The organism is Pseudomonas sp. BIGb0558, assembly GCF_024807515.1.
Classification (GTDB): Bacteria; Pseudomonadota; Gammaproteobacteria; order Pseudomonadales; family Pseudomonadaceae; genus Aquipseudomonas; species Aquipseudomonas yamanorum_A.
The window spans coordinates 60,977-82,949 of the sequence record NZ_JANUEW010000025.1 but is presented as its reverse complement, the minus strand read 5'-3'; the positions used below and the strand labels follow the sequence as shown (position 1 = coordinate 82,949).

Genomic DNA, 21,973 nt, shown 5'->3' with positions numbered 1-21,973 from the left:
GGGCGGATTACTCGACGGCTTCGATGCGCTTGATCAGGTCGGCGTAAGGTGCGCCGTACTTGTCGCGGATCGAGGCGGTGGCCTCATAGAACGGTTTTTTGTCGATGTCGATGAACTCCACGCCGGCGGCCTTGAGCTTGGCTTCACTGCTGGCGGACTTGGCGTCCCACAGTTCACGCTCCTGAATCTGCGCGGCCTTGGCGGTGTTTTTCACCAGCACCTGTTGCTCCGGGGTGAGCTTGTTCCAGGTGATTTTCGACATCACGATGGGCTCGGGCAGGATCAGGTGGCCGGTGAGGCTGTAGAACTTGGCGTTCTGGTAGTGGTTGTGTTCCAGCAGGGTGGGCGGGTTGTTTTCGGCGCCGTCGATCACCCCGGTCTGCAGGGCGCTGAAGATCTCGCCGGTGTCCATGGCAATGCCGTTGCCGCCCATGGCGTTGATGGTTTCGATGAAGATCGGGTTGCCCTGCACGCGGATCTTCATGCCTTTGAGGTCTTCGATCTTGCGCACCGGTTTCTTGGTGTAGATGTTGCGCGTGCCGCCGTCCATCCAGGCGAGGGCCACCAGGTTGAATTCCGAGTCGGTGATCTTGGCTAGGATTTCATCGCCGATTTCGCCGTCGATGACCTTGCGCATGTGCACCTGGTCACGGAACACGAACGGCATGTTGAACACGTTCACGTCCGGCACCACCGGCCCGACGATGCCGAGGCTGACCCGGGCCATCTGGATCGCGCCGACCTGGGCCTGCTCGACCACTTCCTTTTCCGAGCCCAGCACGCCGCCGGGGAACATCTTGAAGGTCAGGCCGCCCTTGCTTTCGGCGACCAGGGTTTTGCCCAGTTGCTCTTCGGCGACAACGGTGGGGTAGCCGGCGGGGTGGATGTCGGCGAATTTGATTTCCAGCGCGTGGGCGGCGCCGGCGAACACGAAGGTGAAGGGGAGTGCAGCAAGGAGCAAGGTGCGTTTGAAGTCCATGGGGTGTCTCTCCAGTCTTGTTATTGTTTTATTCAAGGCACAGCGATGCAGCTAGAGGATGAAGGTGGGCTCCGGCAATCCGGTAACCCCGGGGTTGAGGGCAAACACGCCACCGGCCAGCGACTGGACACTGTGATCGTCACGGATCGAGGTGACGAACAAAGTGTCCAGGCGGCTGCCACCGAAGGCGCACATGGTGGGCTTTTTCACCGGCACGGCCAGTGAGCGGTCGAGGCGGCCATCGGGGGTAAAACGGTGGACCAGCCCGGCATCGTTGGCGCAGATCCAGTAGCAGCCTTCGGCATCCACGGCGGCACCGTCGGGGCGGCCGAGGAACTGGTGCATGTCCACAAACAGCCGGCGATTGGACGGCGTGCCGCTGTCGATGTCGTAGTCGAAGGCCCAGACCTGCTGGATCAGCGGGTGTGAATCCGAAAGGTACATCGTGCGCCCGTCGGGGCTGAAGGCCAGGCCGTTGGGCGTGATGAAACCGTTGAGTGCGGTGTGCACGGGTTGCCCGGTTTCATAGCGATACAGCGCGCCCTCGGCAGCATTGGCGCCCATGTTCAGCACCATGCTGCCGGCCCAGAACCGGCCCTGGCGATCACAGCGACCGTCGTTCAGGCGCATGTCCGGGAGGGCGTGCTCGACGCTGGCCAAAAGCCTGGTGTCGAGCCTGCCGTCGTTATGGGGCGTGAGCTGGAAAAAACCGGTTTCCATGCCCGCGACCCAACTGCCGGCGCGGGTACGCGCAATGCAGGCCAGCATCTGCGGGGTTTTCCAGGCCTGCACCTGGCCGCTGGCAGCGCTCCAGCGCTGCAGCTCGGCGTTGGGAATATCCACCCAGTACAGGGCGTTTTCCTCGGGCACCCATACCGGGCATTCACCCACGGCATTGCGGGCGTCGACAATCAGTTCTGCTTGCATGGCCACTCATTCCCTTGGGTTGGTCTGTGGTCAGTCACCGAACGGGCCGGCGGCACAAAACGCGCCGCCCTGGTGCACCCGCGCCGGGTCGTCGGCAGCGGGCATCGGTTGGGCTTCCACCTGTTTGCGGAACACTTCGGAGGTGTCCCGCGGCGTGAAGCCCAGGTGCGCGGCGAAGCGGTTGTCCCACCACACATCGAGGTTATCCGACATGCCGTAGACCACGGTGTGGCCGACGTTTGGGGTGTACAGCGCGCGTTCGAGCAGTTGGGTCAGGTCATCGAAGCTCAGCCAGGTGTGCATCATCCGGCGGTTCTGCGGTTCCGGGAACGAAGAGCCAATGCGGATGCTGACGGTCTCGATGCCGTAGCGGTCGAAGTAGAAACTGGCCATGTCCTCGCCATAGGATTTGGACAGGCCGTAGTAGCTGTCCGGGCGACGCGGGGAGTGGGCGTCGAGGGCTTCGTCCTGTTTGTAGAAGCCGATGACGTGGTTGGAACTGGCGAAGATCACCCGCTTGACCCCATGACGGCGGGCAGCCTCATAGATGTGGAAGATCCCGCAGATATTCGCCCCCAGCACTTCCTCGAAGGAACGCTCCACCGACACGCCGCCGAAATGCAGGATTGCGTCGACGCCTTCCACCAGGTGGTGCACCGCTTGTTTGTCGGAAAGATCGCAGGGCAATACTTCTTCTCTGTCGTCAGCAGCCGGGGCCATGTCGGCAATGTCCGACAGGCGCAGCACCTTGGCGTAAGGGCGCAGGCGTTCGCGCAGGACTTTGCCCAGGCCACCGGCGGCGCCAGTGAGCAGCAGGCGGTTGAACGGGGTAGGAGCGTTTGTGGTGGTCATGGTGGTCCTGTTATTGTTGTAGGTTGTCGTATGACTAGTCCGAAGTATCGTTAGGGTTTCCTGTACTTGTCAACGCGCTATTGGTCGAAGTTGGTTGAGGTTCATCGCTTTCCTGTGGTGAGGGAGCTTGATGTGGTGGGGCAGCTTGCTTTGGTGGGGGGAGCTTGCTGTGGCGAGGGAGCTTGCTCCCGCTGGGCTGCGTAGCGGCCCCAAAATCTCGGGAGCGCTTCGCACTCCAGCGGGAGCAAGCTCCCTCGCCACAGCAAGCTCCCTTGCCACAACAAGCTGCCCCACCCACATCAAGCTCCCTCACCACAAAAGCCTTTCCTGTTGTTTGTAAACCGCTACAACAACGACAGCGGGTAACTGATGAATATCCGGTTCTCATCAAACTCGTTGGTGCTGAAATCCCGACGCATCGTCGCATTGCGCCACCGCACATTCAGGTCCTTCAGCGCGCCGCTCTGCACCGTGTAGGCCAGTTCCGACTCGCGGCCCCATTCCTTGCCATTGGTGATCGCCCCGGTGTGCACGTTATCGCCGCTGATGTAGCGGTTCATCATGGTCAGCCCGGGAATGCCCAGCACCACGAAGTTGAAGTCGTGCCGTACCTGCCAGGATTTTTCCTTGGCGTTGTCATAGCTGGCGTTGTAGCTGTCGTTGGCCAGGGTGCCGCCGCTGGTGCCGTTGACCCGCATCCAGGCGCTGTCGCCGGTGAGTTTCTGCAGGCCGATATAGAAGCTGTTGCCTTTGTATTTGGCCGACAGCAGGGCGAACGCGGTCTTGTTGTCGAGATCGCCGGCCAGGGCCTTGCCGTCTTCCTTGCCGGTGAAGAACCCGAGGTTGGCGCCCAGGGTCCAGTCGCCCACCGGCTGGCTGTGAGTCAGGTTGAAATACTGCTGTTGGTAGATGTCGCTGAGTTCGGCGTACCACACGCCCACCTGGGTGCGTTTGTCGTTGAAGGTGTATTCGCCGCCGCCGAAGTTGAAGCGGTCGGAGGTGAACGCGGCTCTGCCGTTGAGGAACATGTCATCCATGCTCGCGTCGTTGCGCGGGCTGTTGCCGCGGAACTGGCCGCCGTACAGGGTCAGGCCGGCAATCTCGCTGGAAGTGACCTGGCCGCCACGGAAGGTTTGCGGCAGTGAGCGGCCGTCATCCGAACGCAGGATCGGGAGCACTGGCATCCATTCGCCGACTTTCAGTTCGGTCTTCGACAATCGGGTTTTCAACGCCACGCCCAGGCGGCCGAAATTGTCCACGGGGCGGCCATCGCTGCCGGTCGGCAGCAACTGGGTACCGGCGGTGCCTTTGCCGCCGTCGAGTTTCTGTGAGTACAGGCCCAGCACGTCCAGGCCGAAACCGACAGTGCCTTGGGTGAAGCCGGACTTGGCATCGAGGATAAAACTTTGCGTCCACTCTTCGGCCTTGGCCTGGGGATGGGCGGAGTTGGTGAAGTTGCGGTTGAAGTAAGCGTTGCGCAGGTTCAGCGTGGCTTTGGTGTCGTCGATAAAGCCTTCCGCCGAGGCGGTGACGGGAAGGGTGAAGGCCAGGCCGCTCAAGCCGATGGCGGCGAAGCGGGTGGTGCAGGAGAAAGTGCGGACGAGTTGACTCACAGTGACGCTCCCTTGTCTTTTTTGTTGTTTTTATTTTTCTGTCATACGTTGTCGTACAACATTGGGGCGATATTTGCGGGGTTTAAGGGGGTTGTCAAGGAGAGGTTGTGCGATGACTTGGGTGGCGCCACCGATCAAATGTAGGAGCTGGCTTGCCTGCGATGGCATCACCTCGGTGTACCTGAGAGACCGAGTTGCCAGTATCGCAGGCAAGCCAGCTCCTACGTTGAGCGTGCCCGCGCTATTTTTTTCAGCCGTTCAGAACCATGGGCGGCAAGGTGCCAAGCAACGAAACCGCAGCTACCGCTGAAATACCTAGTAACAGTTCTAGCCTCACACTGGCCTTCAACGCCGGCAGTCGCTGCTCGCAGTTATGGATCCGCAGGCGGTTCAACAGCGCCAGTGCGAGCATGCCGAACACCAGCAGCACCTTGATCAGCAGGATCAGGGCGAACCCGCTGAACAAGGGCGTTGGCCAGAACTGCCCGGTGAGTACCCGCACGTTGATCAGGCCGGTCACCAGCAAACCCGTGACCAGGGCATAACCGACGCCGCTGAAGCGCTGCAGGATCGGTTCCAATGCAGGGCGGGGCGATTGCCGGAGGATCAACACCAGCATGAGCAAGCCGCCGAGCCAGGCGCCGACACACAGCAGGTGCACCACCTGGTTGAGGATCAGCAATTGCCCGGCCAGGCCATTGAGCATTGCGCCATGGCCCACCGGTGCCAGCGTCGCCAGCAGCAGTGCGCAAAGCGGCAGGCGCACGGCTTTCCACGGGGTCAGCAGGCCGAGCACCAGCAGCACATTCAACACCAGGTGCCAGGTCCAGACCTGGCCGAAGAAGGTTTTACCCAGCACCAACTGCACTGTCGACCACTCCAGCGCGCCCAGCCCGACCCCGGCCATGCTCGCGCTGATCAACAGCAACCACGTCACCCCCGACACCAGTGCCAGCCACGCCAACCCTTGGGTGATGCGCGACAGTTGACGGTCGAGCACCGGTTGCGGCCCAGCGCCCAGCAGCCAGGGCCTGAACACACAGGCCCCGAACATCAACAGCACCACGATGAAATGCAGGAAGCGGCACAGCACCAGCAGGGTGGCCATGGATTATTGGCCGACCTTGAAGCTGTATTCACCGTTGCTCTTGTGGGTATCAACCGAGACCGCGTTCCACACGACCTTGTAGTTGCCGGCGGCCAGTGGTGCGGCGGGTGTCACCACCAGGACTTTCTTGTCGGCGTCCGGGGTCTCGAGGCCCTTGATCGCCACTTCGGTGCCGTCCTTGCTCAGGGATACCTTGGTGAAGGTCGCTTCAACGCCTTCGCTGAACGTCAGGCGCAGGTCTTTGGGGGCGGCGACGCTGCTGTCGGCGGCGGGCTCCGAGCTTTTCAAATGGGCGTGGGCAAATGCGGCCGAGGCGCCCAGCAAGGAAGCCAGCAGGGCGACAGTGGTAACGGTCTTCTTGATCAACATTGTTCAATACCTTCAGGTGAGAGTCAGTCGTTCGGTAGAGCCATGTGCAACAAGGGGAAGGGTTTGCCTTCGCCATCGACGGGCGAGCGGCCGGTCTGGATAAAACCATAGTGCAGGTAGAAACCCACGGCCTGTGGATTCTGTTCGTTTACATCGACGCGCAGGGTGTCGTGGCGGGCGCGCACGAAGTCCAGCAACTGGCGGCCGATGCCCTGGCCGCGGCGGCTCGGGTCGATAAACAACATCTCGACATTATTGCCGCCGGTGCCGACAAAGCCGGCAATCCCTTCGGCGTCTTCGTACACCCACACTTCAAGGGCGGGCATCGGCAGGTAGCAGTCGCGCACCAGGGGCAGCAGGCGCTGGATATCGTCTTCGCTGAGGAAGTCATGGGTGGCGCGCACCGAGCGTTCCCACAGTGCACCCAGCACCGGGTCGTCGCACGCGTCTCGCTGTCGAATAGTCATTGGAATGATCCTTCGAGGGGATGGCGATGCTAACCAATCCGCTTTCCACGGGGAAGGTGCTTGTACGAAGTTTCACAGTGGCGTGTCGCCGCGGTCTAGAGCGGATGTTAGTCTTGAGGCAATGTTGTTGTCAGGGAGCCCGTATGGGCAATCACAAGATCGGTATTCGTCGGGTCAACGTCGAAAAGATTCTGCTGGCGGCTGAAAAAGTCTTCGCCGAGAAGGGCTATGGCAGCACCGCCATGGCCGACATCGCTGAAGAAGTGCAACTGCCGCGCTCCAACCTGCATTACTACTTCAGCACCAAGAGCGAGCTGTACAGCGCGGTGTTGTTCGACCTGCTGGAAGTGTGGAAGCAGGACGCCCTGTGCTTCGAGATGTTCGACGACCCGCGGGTGGTGCTCAGCAGCTACATCCGCGCCAAGATGCAACATTCGCGCAGCCGGCCGTATGGCTCCAAAGTCTGGGCCAATGAAATCATCCACGGCGCGCCTACCCTGGGTGAGGCGCTGGACGTCAGCCTGTACGACTGGGCCAAGATGAAAGAGGCGAAGATTCGCCAGTGGGTGGAAGACAAGCGGATTTTGCCGGTGGAGCCGTCGAGCCTGCTGTACATGATCTGGGCCTCGACCCAGCACTATGCCGACTTTGATCATCAGGTGAACATCCTGAATGACCATCAGCCGTTGTCGGACATGCAGTTTGAGCGGGCGGTGCAGACGGTGACGAGTGTGATTTTGCGGGGGATCGGGTTGGAGCCTTGAGCACACGAGGCAAAACCCTATCGTGCGTTAACCTCCCCCCGTAGCAGCTGTCGAGCCCAAGCGAGGCTGCGTAGGGCGCGACTCAGTCTCGGACCGTGGTGCGCCCTACGCAGCCTCGCTTAAGCTCGACAGCTGCTACGGTCATTGGGAGTGTTACACCGCTTCCCGGTAGGGATTGCGCGGATCCTGCGTCCAGTTCAAAAACGGCTTCCCGGTATCCACCGGCACCATCTCGATACAGTCCGCCACCGGGCAGGTGATCTGGCACAGGTTGCACCCCACGCACTCATCATCGATCACCTCGTACTTATGCGTCCCATCCGCCTGCTTCAAGCTGGCAATCGCCTGGTGCGACGTATCCTCGCAAGCAATATGGCAGCGCCCACAGCCAATGCACGCCTCCTGATCGATCTTGGCGATCACCTGATAGTTGATATCCAGGTACTTCCAATCCGTCGTATTGCCCACCGCGCGCCCGGAAAACTCCTGCAGGCTGCTGTAACCCTGGCTGTCCATCCACCGCGAGAGCCCGTCCTTCATCTCTTCGACAATCCGAAACCCGTGCAGCATCGCCGCCGTGCACACCTGCACCGCGCCGCAACCCAGGGCCACGAACTCCGCCGCATCGCGCCAGTTGCCAATCCCGCCAATCCCGCAGATCGGCAAGCCCTGTGTCTGCGGATCCCGGGCAATTTCCGCCACCATGTTCAACGCAATCGGTTTCACCGCCGAGCCGCAGTAGCCACCGTGAGTGCTTTGGGTGCCCACCATCGGCAGGGCGACCATGCGCTCCAGGTCGACACTGGTGATGGAGTTGATGGTGTTGATCAGCGACACCGCATCCGCACCGCCGCGATAAGCCGCCCGGGCCGCGACGCGAATGTCGGTGATGTTTGGTGTGAGCTTGACGATCACCGGCAGCGAGCAATAGGTCTTGCACCAACGCGTCACCTGTTCCACGTACTCGGGCACCTGGCCCACGGCCGCGCCCATGCCGCGTTCCGGCATACCGTGGGGGCAGCCGAAATTCAGCTCGATGCCGTCGCAACCGGTGGCTTCCACCAAGGGCAGGATGTGTTTCCAGGACTCTTCAACACACGGCACCATCAGCGACACGATCAGCGCGCGGTCCGGCCAGTCCTTCTTCACCTGGGTGATTTCCCGCAGGTTGATCTCCAGCGACCGGTCGGTAATCAGCTCGATATTGTTGATGCCGAGCACTTCACGGTTGGCGCCAAAGTGTGCCGAATAACGTGACGAGACGTTGACCGCGGCCGGGTCTTCGCCGAGGGTTTTCCAGACCACGCCACCCCAGCCGGCTTCAAAGGCGCGGACCACGTTGTAGGCCTTGTCGGTGGGCGGCGCGGAGGCCAGCCAGAACGGATTGGGGGCTTTGATACCGGCGAACACAATCGAGAGATCGGCCATTACGCAGCCTCCACATTCAGCATGAGTTGGGCGTGCATGGCTTCAGCGGCCAGCTTGCCGTGTTGCACGGCCTGGACGGTGAGGTCCTGGCCGAGGCTGACGCAATCGCCGCCGGCATACACACCGGGGATGCTGGTGCGCAGTTGTTCGTTGACGAAGATGCGATCGCCCTGGCGTTGCAGCTGGTGGGCCAGCGGGTCGTGCAGGGCCTCGTCATCGAAGCCCTGGCCGATGGCCTTGAAGATGGCGTCGGCGGCCAGTTCGAAGGTCTCACCGGTGGCTTGCAGGCGGCCATCCACCATGCGGGTGCGGGCGAAGCGCATGCCGCGCACATGGCCCTGGTCGTCGAGCAGCACTTCTTCGGGCTGGGCCCAGGTCAGCAGACGCACCTGGTTGGCTTTGGCGATGTCCTGTTCGTGGCCAGTGGCGCCCATTTCAGCCAGGCCACGGCGGTACACCAGATTCACATCGCGGGCCCCGAGGCGGGCCATTTGCACGGCCATGTCGATGGCGGTGTTGCCGGCGCCAAGGACGATGCAGCGGTCGGCCAGGGGCAGTTGGCTGAGGTCGTCGGCCTGGCGCAGTTCGCGGATGTAGTCGGTGGCGGCGAGCAGGCCGGGGGCGTCCTCGTGCGGCAGGCCGAGCTGTTTGCTGGCGGCCAGGCCGAGGCCGAGGAACACCGCGTCGAATTGCTGATGCAGCTCGCTCAAGGTCAGGTTGTCGCCCAGGCGCTGGCCGTGGCGGATTTCGATGCCGCCGATCTGCAGCAGGAAATCCAGTTCCTTTTGCGCGAAGTCATCCACCAGTTTGTACTTGGCGATCCCGTATTCATTCAGGCCGCCGGCTTTTTCCCGGGCTTCGAAAATCACCACGTCGTGGCCGTGCAGGGCGCTGCGATGGGCACAGGACAACCCCGCCGGCCCGGCGCCGACCACGGCGATGCGCTTGCCGGTGGGCGTGGCGCGCTGGAATGGGTGTTCGCTGAAGTGCGCGTTGTCCACCGCGTAACGCTGTAGCAAACCAATCAGCACCGGGGCGCATTCTTCGGCGTTGTTGCGCACGCAGGCTTGCTGGCAAAGGATTTCCGTCGGGCAGACCCGGGCGCAACTGCCGCCGAGGATGTTTGCCGAGAGAATCTTCTGCGCGGCGCCCTGGACGTTCTCCGTGTGGATATTGCGGATGAACGAGGGGATATCGATCTCGCTGGGGCACGCGTTGACGCAGGGTGCGTCGTAGCAGTACAGGCAGCGCGAGGCTTCCAGTTGGGCTTGCCGGGCATTGAGCGGCGGCGCCAGGTCGGTGAAATGCGCGGCGAGTGCGGCCGCATCTTCATGGGGGTGTGGAAGATGGTTCAGGGTCTGGATCACGGTATTGGCCTCACGGTTTTTGAGGTGCTGCCTCTGGTGGGCAGTGGTTTTTTTATTGCCTGTACCGGCCTCATCGCAGGCAAGCCAGCTCCCACATTTGGAAGTATTCACAGCTCAAAAATGTGGGAGCCGGGCTTGCCCGCGATAGGCCGAAGGCCGCTGTCAGCGTTTCACAGCAACCGGCCTGGAACGCTCCGCCCGCTTGCTCAACTGCTCAAACACCGCCGGATACACCGGCCGTTCGATGTACCGCCCCGCACCACGCTCGGCGCGCAAATCCCCATCGGCCCAGACCAGCTTGCCCTGGCTGATGGTGTGGCTCGGCACGCCGCGCACGGTCTTGCCTTCGAAGATGTTGAAGTCGACTTTCTGATGGTGCGTCTTCGCGGATATCGTCCGGGTGCCTTCCGGGTCCCACAGCACCAGGTCTGCATCGGCCCCCACGCGAATCGCCCCTTTGCGCGGGTACAGGTTGAAGATCTTCGCCGTGTTGGTGGACGTCAGCGCCACAAACTCCTGCATCGACAAACGCCCGGTGTTCACGCCTTCGTCCCACAGCAGCGCCATGCGGTCTTCGATACCGGCAGTGCCATTGGGGATCTTGCTGAAGTCATCACGCCCGGCGGCTTTCTGCTCGGCGCAGAAGCAGCAATGGTCGGTGGCGGTGGTGTGCAGGTTGCCCGATTGCAGGCCATGCCACAGCGCCTCCTGATGCCCGCGCGGGCGGAAGGGCGGGCTCATCACGTAGCCGGCAGCGGTCTGCCAGTCGGGGTGTTGATACACGCTGTCGTCCAGCAGCAGATGCCCGGCCAAGACTTCGCCGTACACCGGCTGGCCCTTGCTGCGGGCGTAGGTGATTTCATCCAGCGCTTCCTTGGTGGAAACGTGCACCAGGTACAACGGCGTGCCGATGGTCTCGGCAATCCGGATCGCCCGGCTGGCGGCTTCGCCTTCCACCTGCGAAGGCCGCGATAACGGATGTGCTTCAGGCCCGGTAATACCCTGGGCCATCAGCTTGCGTTGCAGGTGATACACCAGCTCGCCGTTTTCGGCATGCACTGTCGGCACCGCGCCCAGTTCCAGGCAGCGCTCGAAGCTCGCCACCAGGGTGTCGTCGGCGGCCATGATCGCGTTCTTGTACGCCATGAAGTGCTTGAAGCTGTTGATGCCGTGGTGGCTGACCAGCTCGGCCATTTCGTCGCGAACCTGCTCGCTCCACCAGGTAATGGCCACGTGAAAACCGTAGTCCGACGCCGACTTCTCGGCCCAGCCGCGCCACTGATGGAAAGCTTCCAGCAGGGATTGCTGCGGGTTGGGAATCACAAAGTCGATGATCGAGGTGGTGCCGCCCGCCAATCCCGCCGCCGTGCCGCTGAAAAAGTCTTCACTGGCCACCGTGCCCATGAAGGGCAGTTGCATATGGGTATGGGGATCGATGCCGCCGGGCATCAGGTATTGGCCGCTGCCATCGAGTATCTCGGTGCCGGCGGGAATATCCAGGTCGGTGCCAATGGCGCGGATTAGACCGCCTGCGCATAAAACATCGGCTCGATAACTTTCATCATGGGTAATAACGGTAGCGCCACGGATCAACAGCGACATGTCGAGTTCCTCACAGGCTTGACCGGCTTGTGCCAGTTCTAAGTGTTGTAATGCATCGCGCCGCCGGGAAGTTAATTCCTGTCAGCGGTGACAGGAATAGAAACTAGCCCGAGTTTTTCGAATGAGCAAGAATATTTTTTATAAGCTTATATCTGTATTAACTTGTTGAATTTAAACGATAAAAAATCAAAATCACCAAAATGTAGCGGCCTCTCACCATTTTGACGCACTTGACAGGTTCCCAATATGAGCAACATTTCTTATTGCAAATCAGACGCTTGAGACATGCCTCTTGACGGGGGCAGGAAATAAAAATAATTGTGTTGCACCAGATTGAGTCCTGATGGTTCGGACAACTTCTGCGTTATTTGGCCTGAGTAACGCTGAAAGTAACGAAGGGCTTTTCGGTCGAGACAATAAAGCTGATAAACATCAGCGAGTTATATAAGCGGTGCGGGCAGGGCGACGGTTTACGGCACGGTTATTGAGTGCGGTGGCGGTTGGCCGGGTCCTGGATGTCATGTTGTCAACGAGGTACTCCGGCCATCCTGTGCGTGTCACGGGATGAGCAAAAATAATTCGAAAAAACCGTGGAGCGGCCATGCAACAGAACAGATCGCAAGTCATTGAGCGCAACGGCCTGTACGAACTCGACGCCGGCCCCGACGTCCTCGACAGCCCCCGCTACAACCACGACATGGCACCGACCAAGGTGCGCGAACGCACCTGGAACAAGTGGCACATCACCGCGCTGTGGATCGGCATGTCGGTGTGCGTGCCGACCTACACCCTGGGTGGCGTGCTCACCGCGTACTTCGGGTTGTCGGTGGGCGAGGCGCTGATGGCGATCTTGCTGGCCAATATCGTGGTGCTGGTCCCGCTGACCCTCAACGCTTTCCCCGGCACCAAGTACGGCATCCCGTTCCCGGTGTTGCTGCGCTCGTCCTTCGGCGTGCTGGGTTCCAACGTGCCATGCCTGATCCGTGCCCTGGTGGCGTGCGGCTGGTTTGGTATCCAGACGATGTTTGGCGGCCTGGCAATTCACCTGTTCCTGGGTTCGATTTTCGAGGGCTGGAAATCCCTCGGTGGCACCGGTGAAGTGATCGGCTTCATGATCTTCTGGACGCTGAACCTGTGGGTGGTATTGCGCGGCGCCGAATCGATCAAATGGCTGGAAACCCTGTCGGCACCGTTGCTGGTGGCGGTGGGTATCGGGCTGCTGGTGTGGGCGTTGCCGAATGTCTCGCTGACCGAGCTGATGGCGATCCCGCCCAAACGCCCCGAAGGCGCGAGCCTTACCGGCTACTTCATGGCGGGCCTCACGGCGATGGTGGGTTTCTGGGCCACCTTGTCGTTGAACATTCCCGACTTCAGCCGCTACGCCAAGAGCCAGAAAGACCAGATCCTCGGGCAGATTTTCGGCCTGCCGCTGACCATGTTCCTGTTCGCCGCCCTCGGTGTGATCATGACCGCCGCCTCGGTAAAACTGGTGGGCGTCAGCGTCTCCGACCCGGTGACCCTGATCGGCCATATCCAGAGCCCGGTGTGGGTGGCCGTGGCCATGGCGCTGATCATCATCGCCACCTTGTCCACCAACACCGCGGCGAACATCGTCTCGCCCACCAACGACTTTCAGAACATCGCGCCCAAGCTGATCAACCGCACCACGGCGGTGGTGTTGACCGGTCTGGTAGGCCTTGCATTGATGGCCCATGAACTGCTGAAAAAGCTCGGGCTGATCATCTCCGACGTGAGCCTGGAGACCGTCTATTCCAACTGGCTGCTGGGTTACTCAAGCCTGCTGGGCCCGATAGCCGGGATCATGGTGGTGGACTATTTCATCATCAAGAAACAGCAACTGGACCTTGCCGGGTTGTACCGCGATGACGTGTACCCGGCGTGGAACTGGCATGGCTTCCTCGCGTTTGGGGTGCCGGTGGTGCTGACACTGTTGTCGCTGGGCAGCGATGCATTCAGCTGGTTCTACAGCTATGGCTGGTTCACCGGCTCGGCATTGGGCGGGTTGTTGTATTACGCCCTGTGCATGAAGCGCGGCGCCCGCGTAGTCGCCGTAAAGACACCTTTGTGAACACGGTCAATGTGGGAGCTGGCTTGCCTGCGATGGCATCGACCCGGTGCAACTGAAAGACCGCGTCGCCCGCATCGCAGGCAAGCCAGCTCCCACAGTTGACCGAGTCGACTCATATAAAAAAGTAGCCTGAGGAGATCCCCATGAACGCTGCCGTAGACGTTCTGCAATCCACCCATCAGCACATCAACCGCGACCGTTTGTGGCTGTCCCTGATGGAGCTCGCCAAGCTCGGCGCTACGCCCAAAGGCGGCGTGTGCCGCCTGGCCCTCACCGACCTCGACCGCCAGGCCCGCGACCTGTTTGTGAGGTGGTGCGAGGAGGCTGGCTGCACCGTGACCATCGATGGCGTGGGCAATATCTTCGCCCGCCGGCCGGGGCGCAATCCCAAGCTACCGCCGGTGATGACCGGCAGCCATATCGACACCCAGCCAACCGGCGGCAAGTTTGATGGCTGTTTTGGTGTGCTGGCAGGCGTTGAGGTGTTGCGAACCCTCAATGACCTGAAAGTGGAAACCGAAGCGCCGCTGGAAGTGGTGGTGTGGACCAACGAAGAAGGCTCGCGCTTTGCGCCCTGCATGATGGGCTCCGGCGTGTTTGCCGAGAAATTTACCCTGGCAGATACACTGGCCAAGACCGACGCCGACGGCGTGACGGTAGGCGATGCGCTGAACGCCATTGGCTACGCCGGCTCCCGCCCGGTGAGTGGGCACAAGGTGGGCGCGTATTTCGAGGCGCACATCGAGCAAGGTCCGATTCTTGAGGATGAAAAGAAAACCATCGGCGTGGTGCTGGGCGCCCTTGGGCAGAAATGGTTCGACCTGAAACTGCGCGGGGTTGAGGCACATGCGGGACCGACGCCAATGCACTTGCGCAAGGATGCCTTGGTGGGCGCTGCTGCCGTGGTGGCTGCGGTTAACGCCGCTGCGTTGGGCCATCAGCCACACGCCTGTGGCACCGTCGGTTGCCTGCAAGCGTATCCGGGGTCGCGCAACGTGATTCCCGGCGAAGTGCGCATGACCCTGGACTTCCGTCATCTGGAACCGGCGCGGCTGGACTCGATGATTGCGCAGGTAAGCAAAGTGATCGACGCGACCTGTGCCAAGCACGGCCTCACGTTCGAGATGACACCCACCGCTGACTTCCCGCCGTTGTACTTCGACAAAGGCTGCGTGGATGCCGTGCGTGATGCGGCCAATGGTCTGGGCCTGTCGAACATGGACATTGTCAGCGGGGCAGGGCATGACGCGATTTTCGTCGCGGAACTGGGGCCGGCGGGGATGATCTTTGTGCCGTGTGAGGGTGGCATCAGCCATAACGAAATCGAGAACGCCGCGCCGGATGATCTGGCGGCAGGGTGTGCGGTGTTGTTGCGCGCGATGGTGGCGGCATCACAGGCGATTGCCAGCGGCAAGCTCGCCGCCTGAGCCATCCGGCTTCACTCCTCCCAACTGTGGGAGCCGGGCTTGCCCGCGATAGCAGTGTTTCAGACACAGTAGCGGTGCCTGACACTCCGTCATCGCGGGCAAGCCCGGCTCCCACAGTTAAAGGGTCAGCTCACGGCTACCGTCACATCCACCACCCGATCTACAAGCAATTGCACGCCTTCCACATTGAAGGTGGCAGCTGTACGCGGAGTGAGAAAACCAAGACCCCAGGAGCTTGGCCACGCCGAAGCGTGCCCGCGCACAGCCGCCATAACAGCGAGCACAGAAAAAGCGCCTGCACTGTATACGGCGGGCGCTTTTGCGCCAATGGAGTCATTCGGATTTCTCACGTCCGGTCGCTGAATTGGCAGCGACCGACGAAGACTAGTGGGCCCCGTTCCGACCAGCAATCCGAAAGAAACGTAGGAAATATGTCGTTTCGAGGGTGCGTTGTAAGGTGTGTCCTGCTCTTTTGTAAGACATCTCTTTTGTTCCTTGATCTCTCATCATCCCGGCCTTTCAGTGTTAGGTTCCGCCACGCGAGTATCTAAGTGCGGGGAAATCGCTCGATGAGCGTCGACCAATATTGGATCAAGGAAGGAATCAGGTATGCCAGGTTCAGGAACTACTAGAAAGTCGGTTTACTCCGTTGTCACTACGATCTTGCTGGCGCTGTGCATGGTGTATATCGGCGGTGAATGGCTGCTTTCTCCGGGGCGCCCGCAATTGACAGAGGTTGTGCTGCGAGTGCCACTTGGCGGTGATGGGGCCGTTTATGGCGTCAAGGATGATCGTGGAGGTGCAACTGTTCCGTTCAGCTATCGATATTACGTTTACCGCAACCTGGAGGACGATAGTGAAATATTGGCTGCGTTGAGGGATGCCAGTCCATTTCTCGTTACGAGTGACGCAGCGGCAAAGATTGATGTTCAGGGCGCTGCGATTACTGTGTCCGTGGCGGGAGAGGTATCTGACTATCACAGCAGTACGCTGTATCGACATGCCAATGGCAGTGATTACACCGTGGTGAGTGTTTTTTTGAATAGTCGGCCGGAAGGCTGAAATGGGCGGTGGCTCAGTCTAGATATGTTTGACTGATCCACCGTCATCGCAGGCAAGCCAGCTCCCACATTTGATCCAGGGTGGGCTCGAGACTTGTATCAGGCGTCGGGCTTCCAGCCGCCGCCCAGCGCCGTCACCAAGCCCACACTCGCCTGCAACTGCCGCGTCTGCACCGCCTGCAAAGTCCTCTGTGCCTGCAACGCCGCTGTCTGCGCCGTCACCACATCCAGGTAACTCACGGCACCCGCCTGATAACTGTTCATCGCCAGCGCCTGCGTGTGCTCGGCGGCGTTCGCGGCGGCCTGTTCGTCCATCGCTTCCTGCTGCAAATCACGCAGTTGCCCAAGGTTGTCTTCCACCTCACGCACCGCCCGCAAAACCTGGCTGCGGTAATGCGCCGAAGCCTCTTCAAACTCGGCCTTGGCCTGGCGCTCATTGGCGCTCAACCGCCCGCCATCAAAGATCGGCAGGTTGACCAGCGGCCCCAGCGCCCAGTACCGATTGGCCGCCGAGAACAGGTTGCCGACGCCTTGGGTCTGCCCGCCAATCAACCCGGTCAAGCTGAAGTCGGGGTACCACGCGGCCTTCGCCACGCCGATGTTCGCGTTGGCTGCAAACACCCGCCGCTCCGCCGCCGCAATATCCGGGCGACGTTGCAGCAGGTGGCTGGGCAGCTGTTGCGGAATCCCTGGCAACGCGATCAATTGTTTGCTCGGCGGCAGTTGGAATTCGCTGGCGGACACGCCCACCAGTTCACCAATCGCGTGCTCGGTGAGGTTGCGCTGACCGCGTACATCATCCAGCTGTGCCTCGGCTTCAGCCAGTTGGTTCTGCGCGCGGGTCAGGTCGAGTTCCGAGGCGATCTGCCCTTCATACCGGCTACGGGTCAGTTGCAGCGCCTGGCCAAAATCGTCCAGCGAACTGCTGAGGATCCGGCTCTGGGCATCCAGCCCGTTGAGCTGTACGTACAGCGTCGCCAACTGATGCTGCAGGCTCAGGCGTGCCACCGCCAAATCGTCCCCGGAGGCTTGTGCCTGGGCGTCACCCGCTGCCACCTGGTTGCGGATTTTGCCCCACAGGTCCAGATCAAAACTCAGGGCAAAACCGGCCGTGTTGCTGTTGTACACCGAAGGCTGGGTATCACCCCGCAGCGGCCGGCTGTCCGATTGCCGCTGGCGCAACGGTTGTGCACTGGCGGTGATTTGCGGGAACAACCCGGCATGCAACTGGCTGGCATAGGCCTGGGACGCATCGAAATGCGCCAGCGCCGCTGCGAGGTCCGGGTTGGCCTTGAGCAGTTGTTCCTGCAGGTCATCCAGGCGCTGGTCCTGATACAGCTGCCACCATTTGGGCGCCAGTTGGTCGGACGGCTGTGCGCTGTGCCACGGGCCGTCGCTGGTCTGTTCGCGGTACTTGGCAGGCAGGTCGATGGTCGGCGCCTTGTAGGTGGGCGCCAGCGAGCAACCGTGCAGTGCCACCAATACCAAGGCCGCGAGGGGCTTAAGCCTTGGGCGCATGGGCACCTCCGGCGTCGGCCATTTGCACGGCGTCGCCTTCGCGCAGGGCGTCGGGCGGGTTGTCGACCACGCGGTCGGCGGGTTTCAGGCCCTGGTCGATCACCAGGCGTTCGCCGAGGTCGAGACCGATGTGGATGTCTTGCAGGTGCACGTGGTTCTGCGCATCCAGGACCGCGACCTGGGTGCCTTGGGCCCGGAAGATCAGGGCGCTGGCCGGGATGCTGACGCCGTGGGTGTCCGCCGGAATCGCCAGGGTGGCTTCGGCGTAGTCGCCGGGCAGCAACTTGCCGTCGGGATTGTCGGCCACGAACTGCGCGAGCAGGGTGCCGGAGCGGCGGTCGATGGCGGTGGAGTCGCCCATCAGTTTGGCGCTGAAGTGTTCGCCGGGATGCTCGGGCACCGTCAGTTGGGCGGCCAGCCCCGGATGAATCACCGCTGCATAGTTCTGCGGCACTGGCACGTAGAGGCGCAGTTGGTGGGTGTCGGCGATGTCGAACAGTTCCGGATCGCTGTCGCTGTCGGCCTTGATCAACTGGCCGATGTCGGTGTTGCGCGCGGTGATCACACCGGCGAACGGTGCGCGGATGGTCTTGTAGTCTTCCAGCGCCGAGAGCCGCGCATAGTCGGCCTCGGCGGCCTGGGCGTTGGCCTTGGCGGCCAGGGCGTTGGAGGTTTTTTCATCGGCCTCCTGGCGCGATACCGAATGGCTGTCCAGCAGGTTTTTCCAGCGGGTGGCGGTGGTTTCCGCCAGGCGTGCGTTGGCCTGTTCCTGCACCATGCGTGCGTGGGTTTGCGCCACTTGCTGGTCGAGGTCGGGGCTGTCGATCTCGGCCAGGATCTGCCCGGCCTTGACCTGGCTGCCGATGTCGACTTTCCAGTCTTTCAGATAACCGCTGACCCGCGCATGAATCGGTGCCTTGCTCCAGGCTTCCAGGTGCGCGGGCAGGCGCAGGGTGTCGCCGGCTGCGTTCTGTTTTGGCTGGAATACCAGCACTTGCGGCACAGCGGCGGTTTCGGTCCAGGCAGTGACGGATTTTTCATGCATCGTACGGGCGTGCAGGCCGTTGGCGACCAACAGGGCGGCCAGTGTCAGGCCGCCGACACCCATGAGCATCAGACGCTTGCGCGAGGGTTTGTGATCAGACGACATGTGGGGTTTCTCCAGCAGCAGCGCGAGTAGGGTGACGACCGTGGACCAGGCTGAAGACCACGGGTACAAACAGCAAAGTGGCAGTGGTGGCAAGGATCAGGCCGCCGATCACGGCACGTCCCAGCGGCGCGTTTTGTTCTTCGGACAAGGCCAGCGGCAACATGCCGATGATCATCGCCAGGGCGGTCATGCACACCGGGCGGAAGCGGGTGTAGCCGGCTTCCAGTGCGGCCTTGAGGGCATCGCCGTGTTCGGCCAGGCGCTCTCGGCAGAAGCTCACCACCAGGATCGAGTTGGCGGTGGCCACGCCCATACAGAGGATGGCCCCCGTGAGTGCCGGCACCGATAACGAGGTGCCGCTGAGGAACAGCATCCACACGATGCCCGCCAGGGCCGCCGGCAGTGCGGTGATGATCACGAACGGGTCGGTCCAGGACTGGAAGTTGACCACGATCAGCAGGTAGATCAGCACCACCGCGCCGAGCAGGCCGAAGCTCAAGCCGTTGAACGCTTCATGCAGCGCATCGATCTGCCCGTGCAGGCTGATGGTCGCGCCTTTGGGGCGCATCGGGGCCATGTCATTCAGCACCTTCTGCACGTCACTGGCGACGCCGCCGAGGTCACGGCCTTGCACGTTGGCGTACAGGTCCAGGGTCGGTTCGATGTTGTAGTGGGTCACCACCGCCGGGCTTTGCACGCGGGAGATGGTCGCCACGCCGCCGAGGATCTGCGACTGGCCATCGGCACCGGTCACCGGCAGCGCTTCCAGGGATGGCAGGCTGTCGAGACGGTATTGCGGCGTTGCAGCCACGATCGAATACGACACGCCGTTGGCCGGGTTGAGCCAGAAGGTCGGCGCGGTTTGCGAGCTGCCGGCCAGGGACGCGACCATGCTGTTGGTCACGTCACGCTCGGTGATGCCCAGGCCGTTGGCGCGCATCCGGTCCACGTTGACTTGCAGCGACGGGTAGCCGGTGGACTGCTGGATACGCAGGTCGGCGATGCCCGGTATGTGTTTCAGGCGACGTTCCAGTTCGATGGCGTAGGCGCGGTTTTCTTCGTCGCTGCGCCCGGAGATTTTCACGTCCAGCGGCGCCGGTGAACCGAAGTTGAGGATCTGGCTGCTGATGTCGGCCGGCAGGAACGCGAACTGGCTGCCGGGGAAACTTTCCGGCAGGGCTTCACGCAGTTTTTTCACGTAATCGGCGGTGGGCGCATGGTCTTTTTTCAGGGTGACCTGGATATCGCCGTCCTGTGGGCCGATGGTGCCGCTGCTGCTGTAGGCCATGTCGATGCCGCTCAGCGGGATGCCGATGTTGTCGACGATGGTGTCCAGCTCGTCTGCCGGCACAATCTCGCGAATCCGCGCTTCAATCCGGTCAAACGCCGCGGCGCTTTCTTCAATCCGCGTGCCCAATGGCAAGCGTACGTGCAGCGCCATGGCGCCTGCGTCGGTGGCCGGAAAGAAGTCCTGGCCCAGGCTTGGCAGCAGCAGGAATGAGGCCAGGATGCACGCCAGGAAGCCCACGATGAAGCGCTTGCGCGCACCCAGGGCCAGGGTCAGCAGGCCGTGGTAAACGTCCCGCACGTTGGAGAAGTGACGCTCGAAACCCTGCTGGAAATTCAGTACCGATTGCAGCACGGCATTGCGCTGGGGTTTGTGCTGGTCGCCCTCGTGGTGGTTGATGAATTCATCTTCCGGGTGATGACCTTCGCCTTGCTCCGGCACGTGCGGCTTGAGCAGGAACATCGCCAGGGTCGGCACCAGGGTTCGCGAAAGGATGAATGAGCTGGCCATGGCGAAAATCACCGCCAACGCCATCGGGCGGAACAGGTAGCCGGCGATACCTTGCAGCATGAACATCGGCACAAACACGATGCAGATGCACAGCAGGGACACGAACGCCGGGCCGACGATTTGCTTGGCGCCGTCGAGGATCGCGTCCTTCACCGCCTTGCCTTGTTCCAGGTGCCAGTTGATGTTCTCGATGGTCACTGTGGCGTCGTCCACCAGGATCCCCACCGCCAACGCCAGCCCGCCGAGGGTCATGACATTGAGGGTTTGCCCGGTGGCTGCCAGCAGCGCGATGGCCGACAGCACCGCCAGGGGAATCGAGGCGGCAATGATGATGGTCGAGCGCCAGCTGCCGAGGAACAGCAGGATCATCGCACTGGTCAGCAGGGCCGCAATGATGCCTTCCTGGGCCACGCTGCCCACCGACTGTTTGACGAACACCGAGGCGTCGCCCAGCAGCGAGGTCTTCAGCGAAGGCGGCAGGGTTTCATTGATGCGCGGCAGCATCTGGCGGATGCCATCGATGATCGACAGGGTGGAGATGCTGCCGTTTTTCAGGGCCGGCATCAGCACTGCACGGTGGCCGTCGACGCGCACGATGTTGGTCTGCGGCGGCGAGCCGTCACGCACGTGGGCCACCTGGCCGATGGTGATGATCGCGCCGTCGACCGTCTTGATCGGCAGGTCGTTGAGCTCATCAATCGCCTTGGGGCTGTTGTTGAGCAAAATCGTGTATTCGTTGGGGCCGAGTTTGGCGGTACCCACGGGGATGATCTGGTTCTGCAAGGCCAGGGCGTTGCCCACGTCTTGTGCCGACAGGCCTTTGGCAGCCAGCGCCTGCGGGTCAAGGTCGAGGGTGATCTGGCGTTGCTTGCCGCCCATTGGCGTGGGCATGGCCAGGCCGGGCAGGGCGCTCAAAGGCAGGCGGATATTGTTCTGCACCAGGTCGCGGATCTTCGCTTCCGACAGGCTGGGGCTGGAGAACGCCATCTGCAGGATCGGCACCGTGGAGGCGCTGTAGTTGAGGATCAGCGGTGGCGTGATGCCCGGTGGCATCTGCTTGAGCACGGTTTGTGACACCGCTGTTACCTGGGCGTTGGCGGTGCGGATATCCACGCCGGGCTGGAAGAAAATCTTCACGATGCCCATGCCGGGTAACGACTGCGATTCAATGTGTTCGATGTCGTTGACGGTGGTACTCAGGGAGCGTTCGTAGGTGTAGATCACGCGACCGGCCATGGCGTCCGGAGACAGGCCGTTGTACTGCCAAACCACCGCGACGACGGGGATGCCAATATCGGGAAATACGTCAGTGGGGGTACGCAAGGCCGCCATGGGCCCAATGATGCAGATGAAAATTGCCAGCACGATAAACGTGTAGGGCTTGAGCAGTGCGGTCTTTACCAGCCCGAGCATGCCGTAACCTCCAAAGGAGTTGGATTGCAAACGCTCGCAGT

At 61.7% G+C, this 21,973-nt stretch carries 17 protein-coding genes; 4 read left to right on the top strand and 13 right to left on the bottom strand.

The window, feature by feature from the left end; all coding sequences use genetic code 11:
• Positions 1–7 precede the first annotated feature (7 nt).
• The 7 genes from M2400_RS24200 to M2400_RS24170 all read right to left on the bottom strand — a co-directional run bounded on the left by M2400_RS24200 (position 8) and on the right by M2400_RS24170 (position 6,315).
• Positions 8–979 carry a TRAP transporter substrate-binding protein gene (locus M2400_RS24200; protein WP_177048247.1) on the bottom strand — a complete coding sequence of 324 codons (972 nt, stop codon included), beginning with the start codon at positions 977–979 and terminating at the stop codon, positions 8–10.
• Between the two features lie 51 nt (positions 980–1,030).
• Positions 1,031–1,906, bottom strand: a complete 876-nt coding sequence (locus M2400_RS24195; protein WP_177048249.1) for an SMP-30/gluconolactonase/LRE family protein — start codon at positions 1,904–1,906, stop codon at positions 1,031–1,033.
• A gap of 30 nt (positions 1,907–1,936) precedes the next feature.
• The gene (locus M2400_RS24190; protein ID WP_259198521.1) at positions 1,937–2,758 is read right to left on the bottom strand and encodes an NAD(P)-dependent oxidoreductase; all 822 of its coding nucleotides are present in this window, start codon (positions 2,756–2,758) and stop codon (positions 1,937–1,939) included.
• A 344-nt stretch (positions 2,759–3,102) separates the two neighbouring features.
• Positions 3,103–4,371, bottom strand: coding sequence for an OprD family porin (locus tag M2400_RS24185; protein ID WP_177079336.1), 1,269 nt, complete (start codon positions 4,369–4,371; stop codon positions 3,103–3,105).
• Positions 4,372–4,621: 250 nt separating this feature from the next.
• Positions 4,622–5,479 (bottom strand): copper homeostasis membrane protein CopD, encoded by an 858-nt coding sequence (gene copD, locus M2400_RS24180; protein WP_259198523.1) that lies wholly within the window; start codon positions 5,477–5,479, stop codon positions 4,622–4,624.
• A 3-nt stretch (positions 5,480–5,482) separates the two neighbouring features.
• On the bottom strand, positions 5,483–5,848 hold the full coding sequence (gene copC, locus M2400_RS24175) for a copper homeostasis periplasmic binding protein CopC (RefSeq protein WP_177048256.1): 366 nt from the start codon (positions 5,846–5,848) through the stop codon (positions 5,483–5,485).
• Between the two features lie 23 nt (positions 5,849–5,871).
• On the bottom strand, positions 5,872–6,315 hold the full coding sequence (locus M2400_RS24170) for a GNAT family N-acetyltransferase (protein WP_177048258.1): 444 nt from the start codon (positions 6,313–6,315) through the stop codon (positions 5,872–5,874).
• Between the two features lie 143 nt (positions 6,316–6,458).
• Here M2400_RS24170 and M2400_RS24165 point away from each other — a divergent pair, with 143 nt between their 5' ends.
• Positions 6,459–7,079 carry a TetR/AcrR family transcriptional regulator gene (locus M2400_RS24165; RefSeq protein WP_177048260.1) on the top strand — a complete coding sequence of 207 codons (621 nt, stop codon included), beginning with the start codon at positions 6,459–6,461 and terminating at the stop codon, positions 7,077–7,079.
• 153 nt (positions 7,080–7,232) lie between these two features.
• Here M2400_RS24165 and preA read toward each other — a convergent pair whose 3' ends face one another.
• The 3 genes from preA to hydA all read right to left on the bottom strand — a co-directional run bounded on the left by preA (position 7,233) and on the right by hydA (position 11,476).
• Entirely contained in the window at positions 7,233–8,507 is a 1,275-nt protein-coding gene (preA, locus tag M2400_RS24160) for an NAD-dependent dihydropyrimidine dehydrogenase subunit PreA (RefSeq protein WP_010166807.1), read from the bottom strand.
• A complete protein-coding gene (locus tag M2400_RS24155; protein WP_259198529.1) occupies positions 8,507–9,874 on the bottom strand; it encodes an NAD(P)-dependent oxidoreductase in 1,368 nt (455 codons plus the stop codon). The genes preA and M2400_RS24155 overlap by 1 nt, the downstream gene beginning before the upstream one ends.
• Before the next feature lie 162 nt (positions 9,875–10,036).
• Positions 10,037–11,476: a dihydropyrimidinase gene (hydA, locus tag M2400_RS24150; protein WP_259198532.1), complete on the bottom strand. Its 1,440-nt coding sequence runs from the start codon at positions 11,474–11,476 to the stop codon at positions 10,037–10,039.
• A 601-nt stretch (positions 11,477–12,077) separates the two neighbouring features.
• On the opposite strand from hydA, the gene M2400_RS24145 reads away from it, so the two are divergent.
• The 3 genes from M2400_RS24145 (at position 12,078) to M2400_RS24135 (ending at position 16,054) form a co-directional block, all read left to right on the top strand.
• Positions 12,078–13,565, top strand: a complete 1,488-nt coding sequence (locus M2400_RS24145) for an NCS1 family nucleobase:cation symporter-1 (protein ID WP_177048267.1) — start codon at positions 12,078–12,080, stop codon at positions 13,563–13,565.
• Between the two features lie 143 nt (positions 13,566–13,708).
• Positions 13,709–14,992: a Zn-dependent hydrolase gene (locus M2400_RS24140; protein ID WP_259198536.1), complete on the top strand. Its 1,284-nt coding sequence runs from the start codon at positions 13,709–13,711 to the stop codon at positions 14,990–14,992.
• A gap of 609 nt (positions 14,993–15,601) precedes the next feature.
• Positions 15,602–16,054 carry a hypothetical protein gene (locus tag M2400_RS24135; RefSeq protein ID WP_259198538.1) on the top strand — a complete coding sequence of 151 codons (453 nt, stop codon included), beginning with the start codon at positions 15,602–15,604 and terminating at the stop codon, positions 16,052–16,054.
• 98 nt (positions 16,055–16,152) lie between these two features.
• On the opposite strand, the gene M2400_RS24130 is transcribed toward M2400_RS24135, so the two are convergent.
• The 3 genes from M2400_RS24130 to M2400_RS24120 are packed head-to-tail and all read right to left on the bottom strand — an operon-like array spanning position 16,153 to position 21,932.
• Entirely contained in the window at positions 16,153–17,571 is a 1,419-nt protein-coding gene (locus tag M2400_RS24130) for an efflux transporter outer membrane subunit (protein ID WP_177120279.1), read from the bottom strand.
• Positions 17,555–18,721: an efflux RND transporter periplasmic adaptor subunit gene (locus tag M2400_RS24125; RefSeq protein ID WP_177112804.1), complete on the bottom strand. Its 1,167-nt coding sequence runs from the start codon at positions 18,719–18,721 to the stop codon at positions 17,555–17,557. Before M2400_RS24125 ends, M2400_RS24130 begins: the two co-directional genes overlap by 17 nt.
• Positions 18,711–21,932: an efflux RND transporter permease subunit gene (locus tag M2400_RS24120; protein WP_177131568.1), complete on the bottom strand. Its 3,222-nt coding sequence runs from the start codon at positions 21,930–21,932 to the stop codon at positions 18,711–18,713. The genes M2400_RS24125 and M2400_RS24120 overlap by 11 nt, the downstream gene beginning before the upstream one ends.
• Positions 21,933–21,973: the final 41 nt, after the last annotated feature.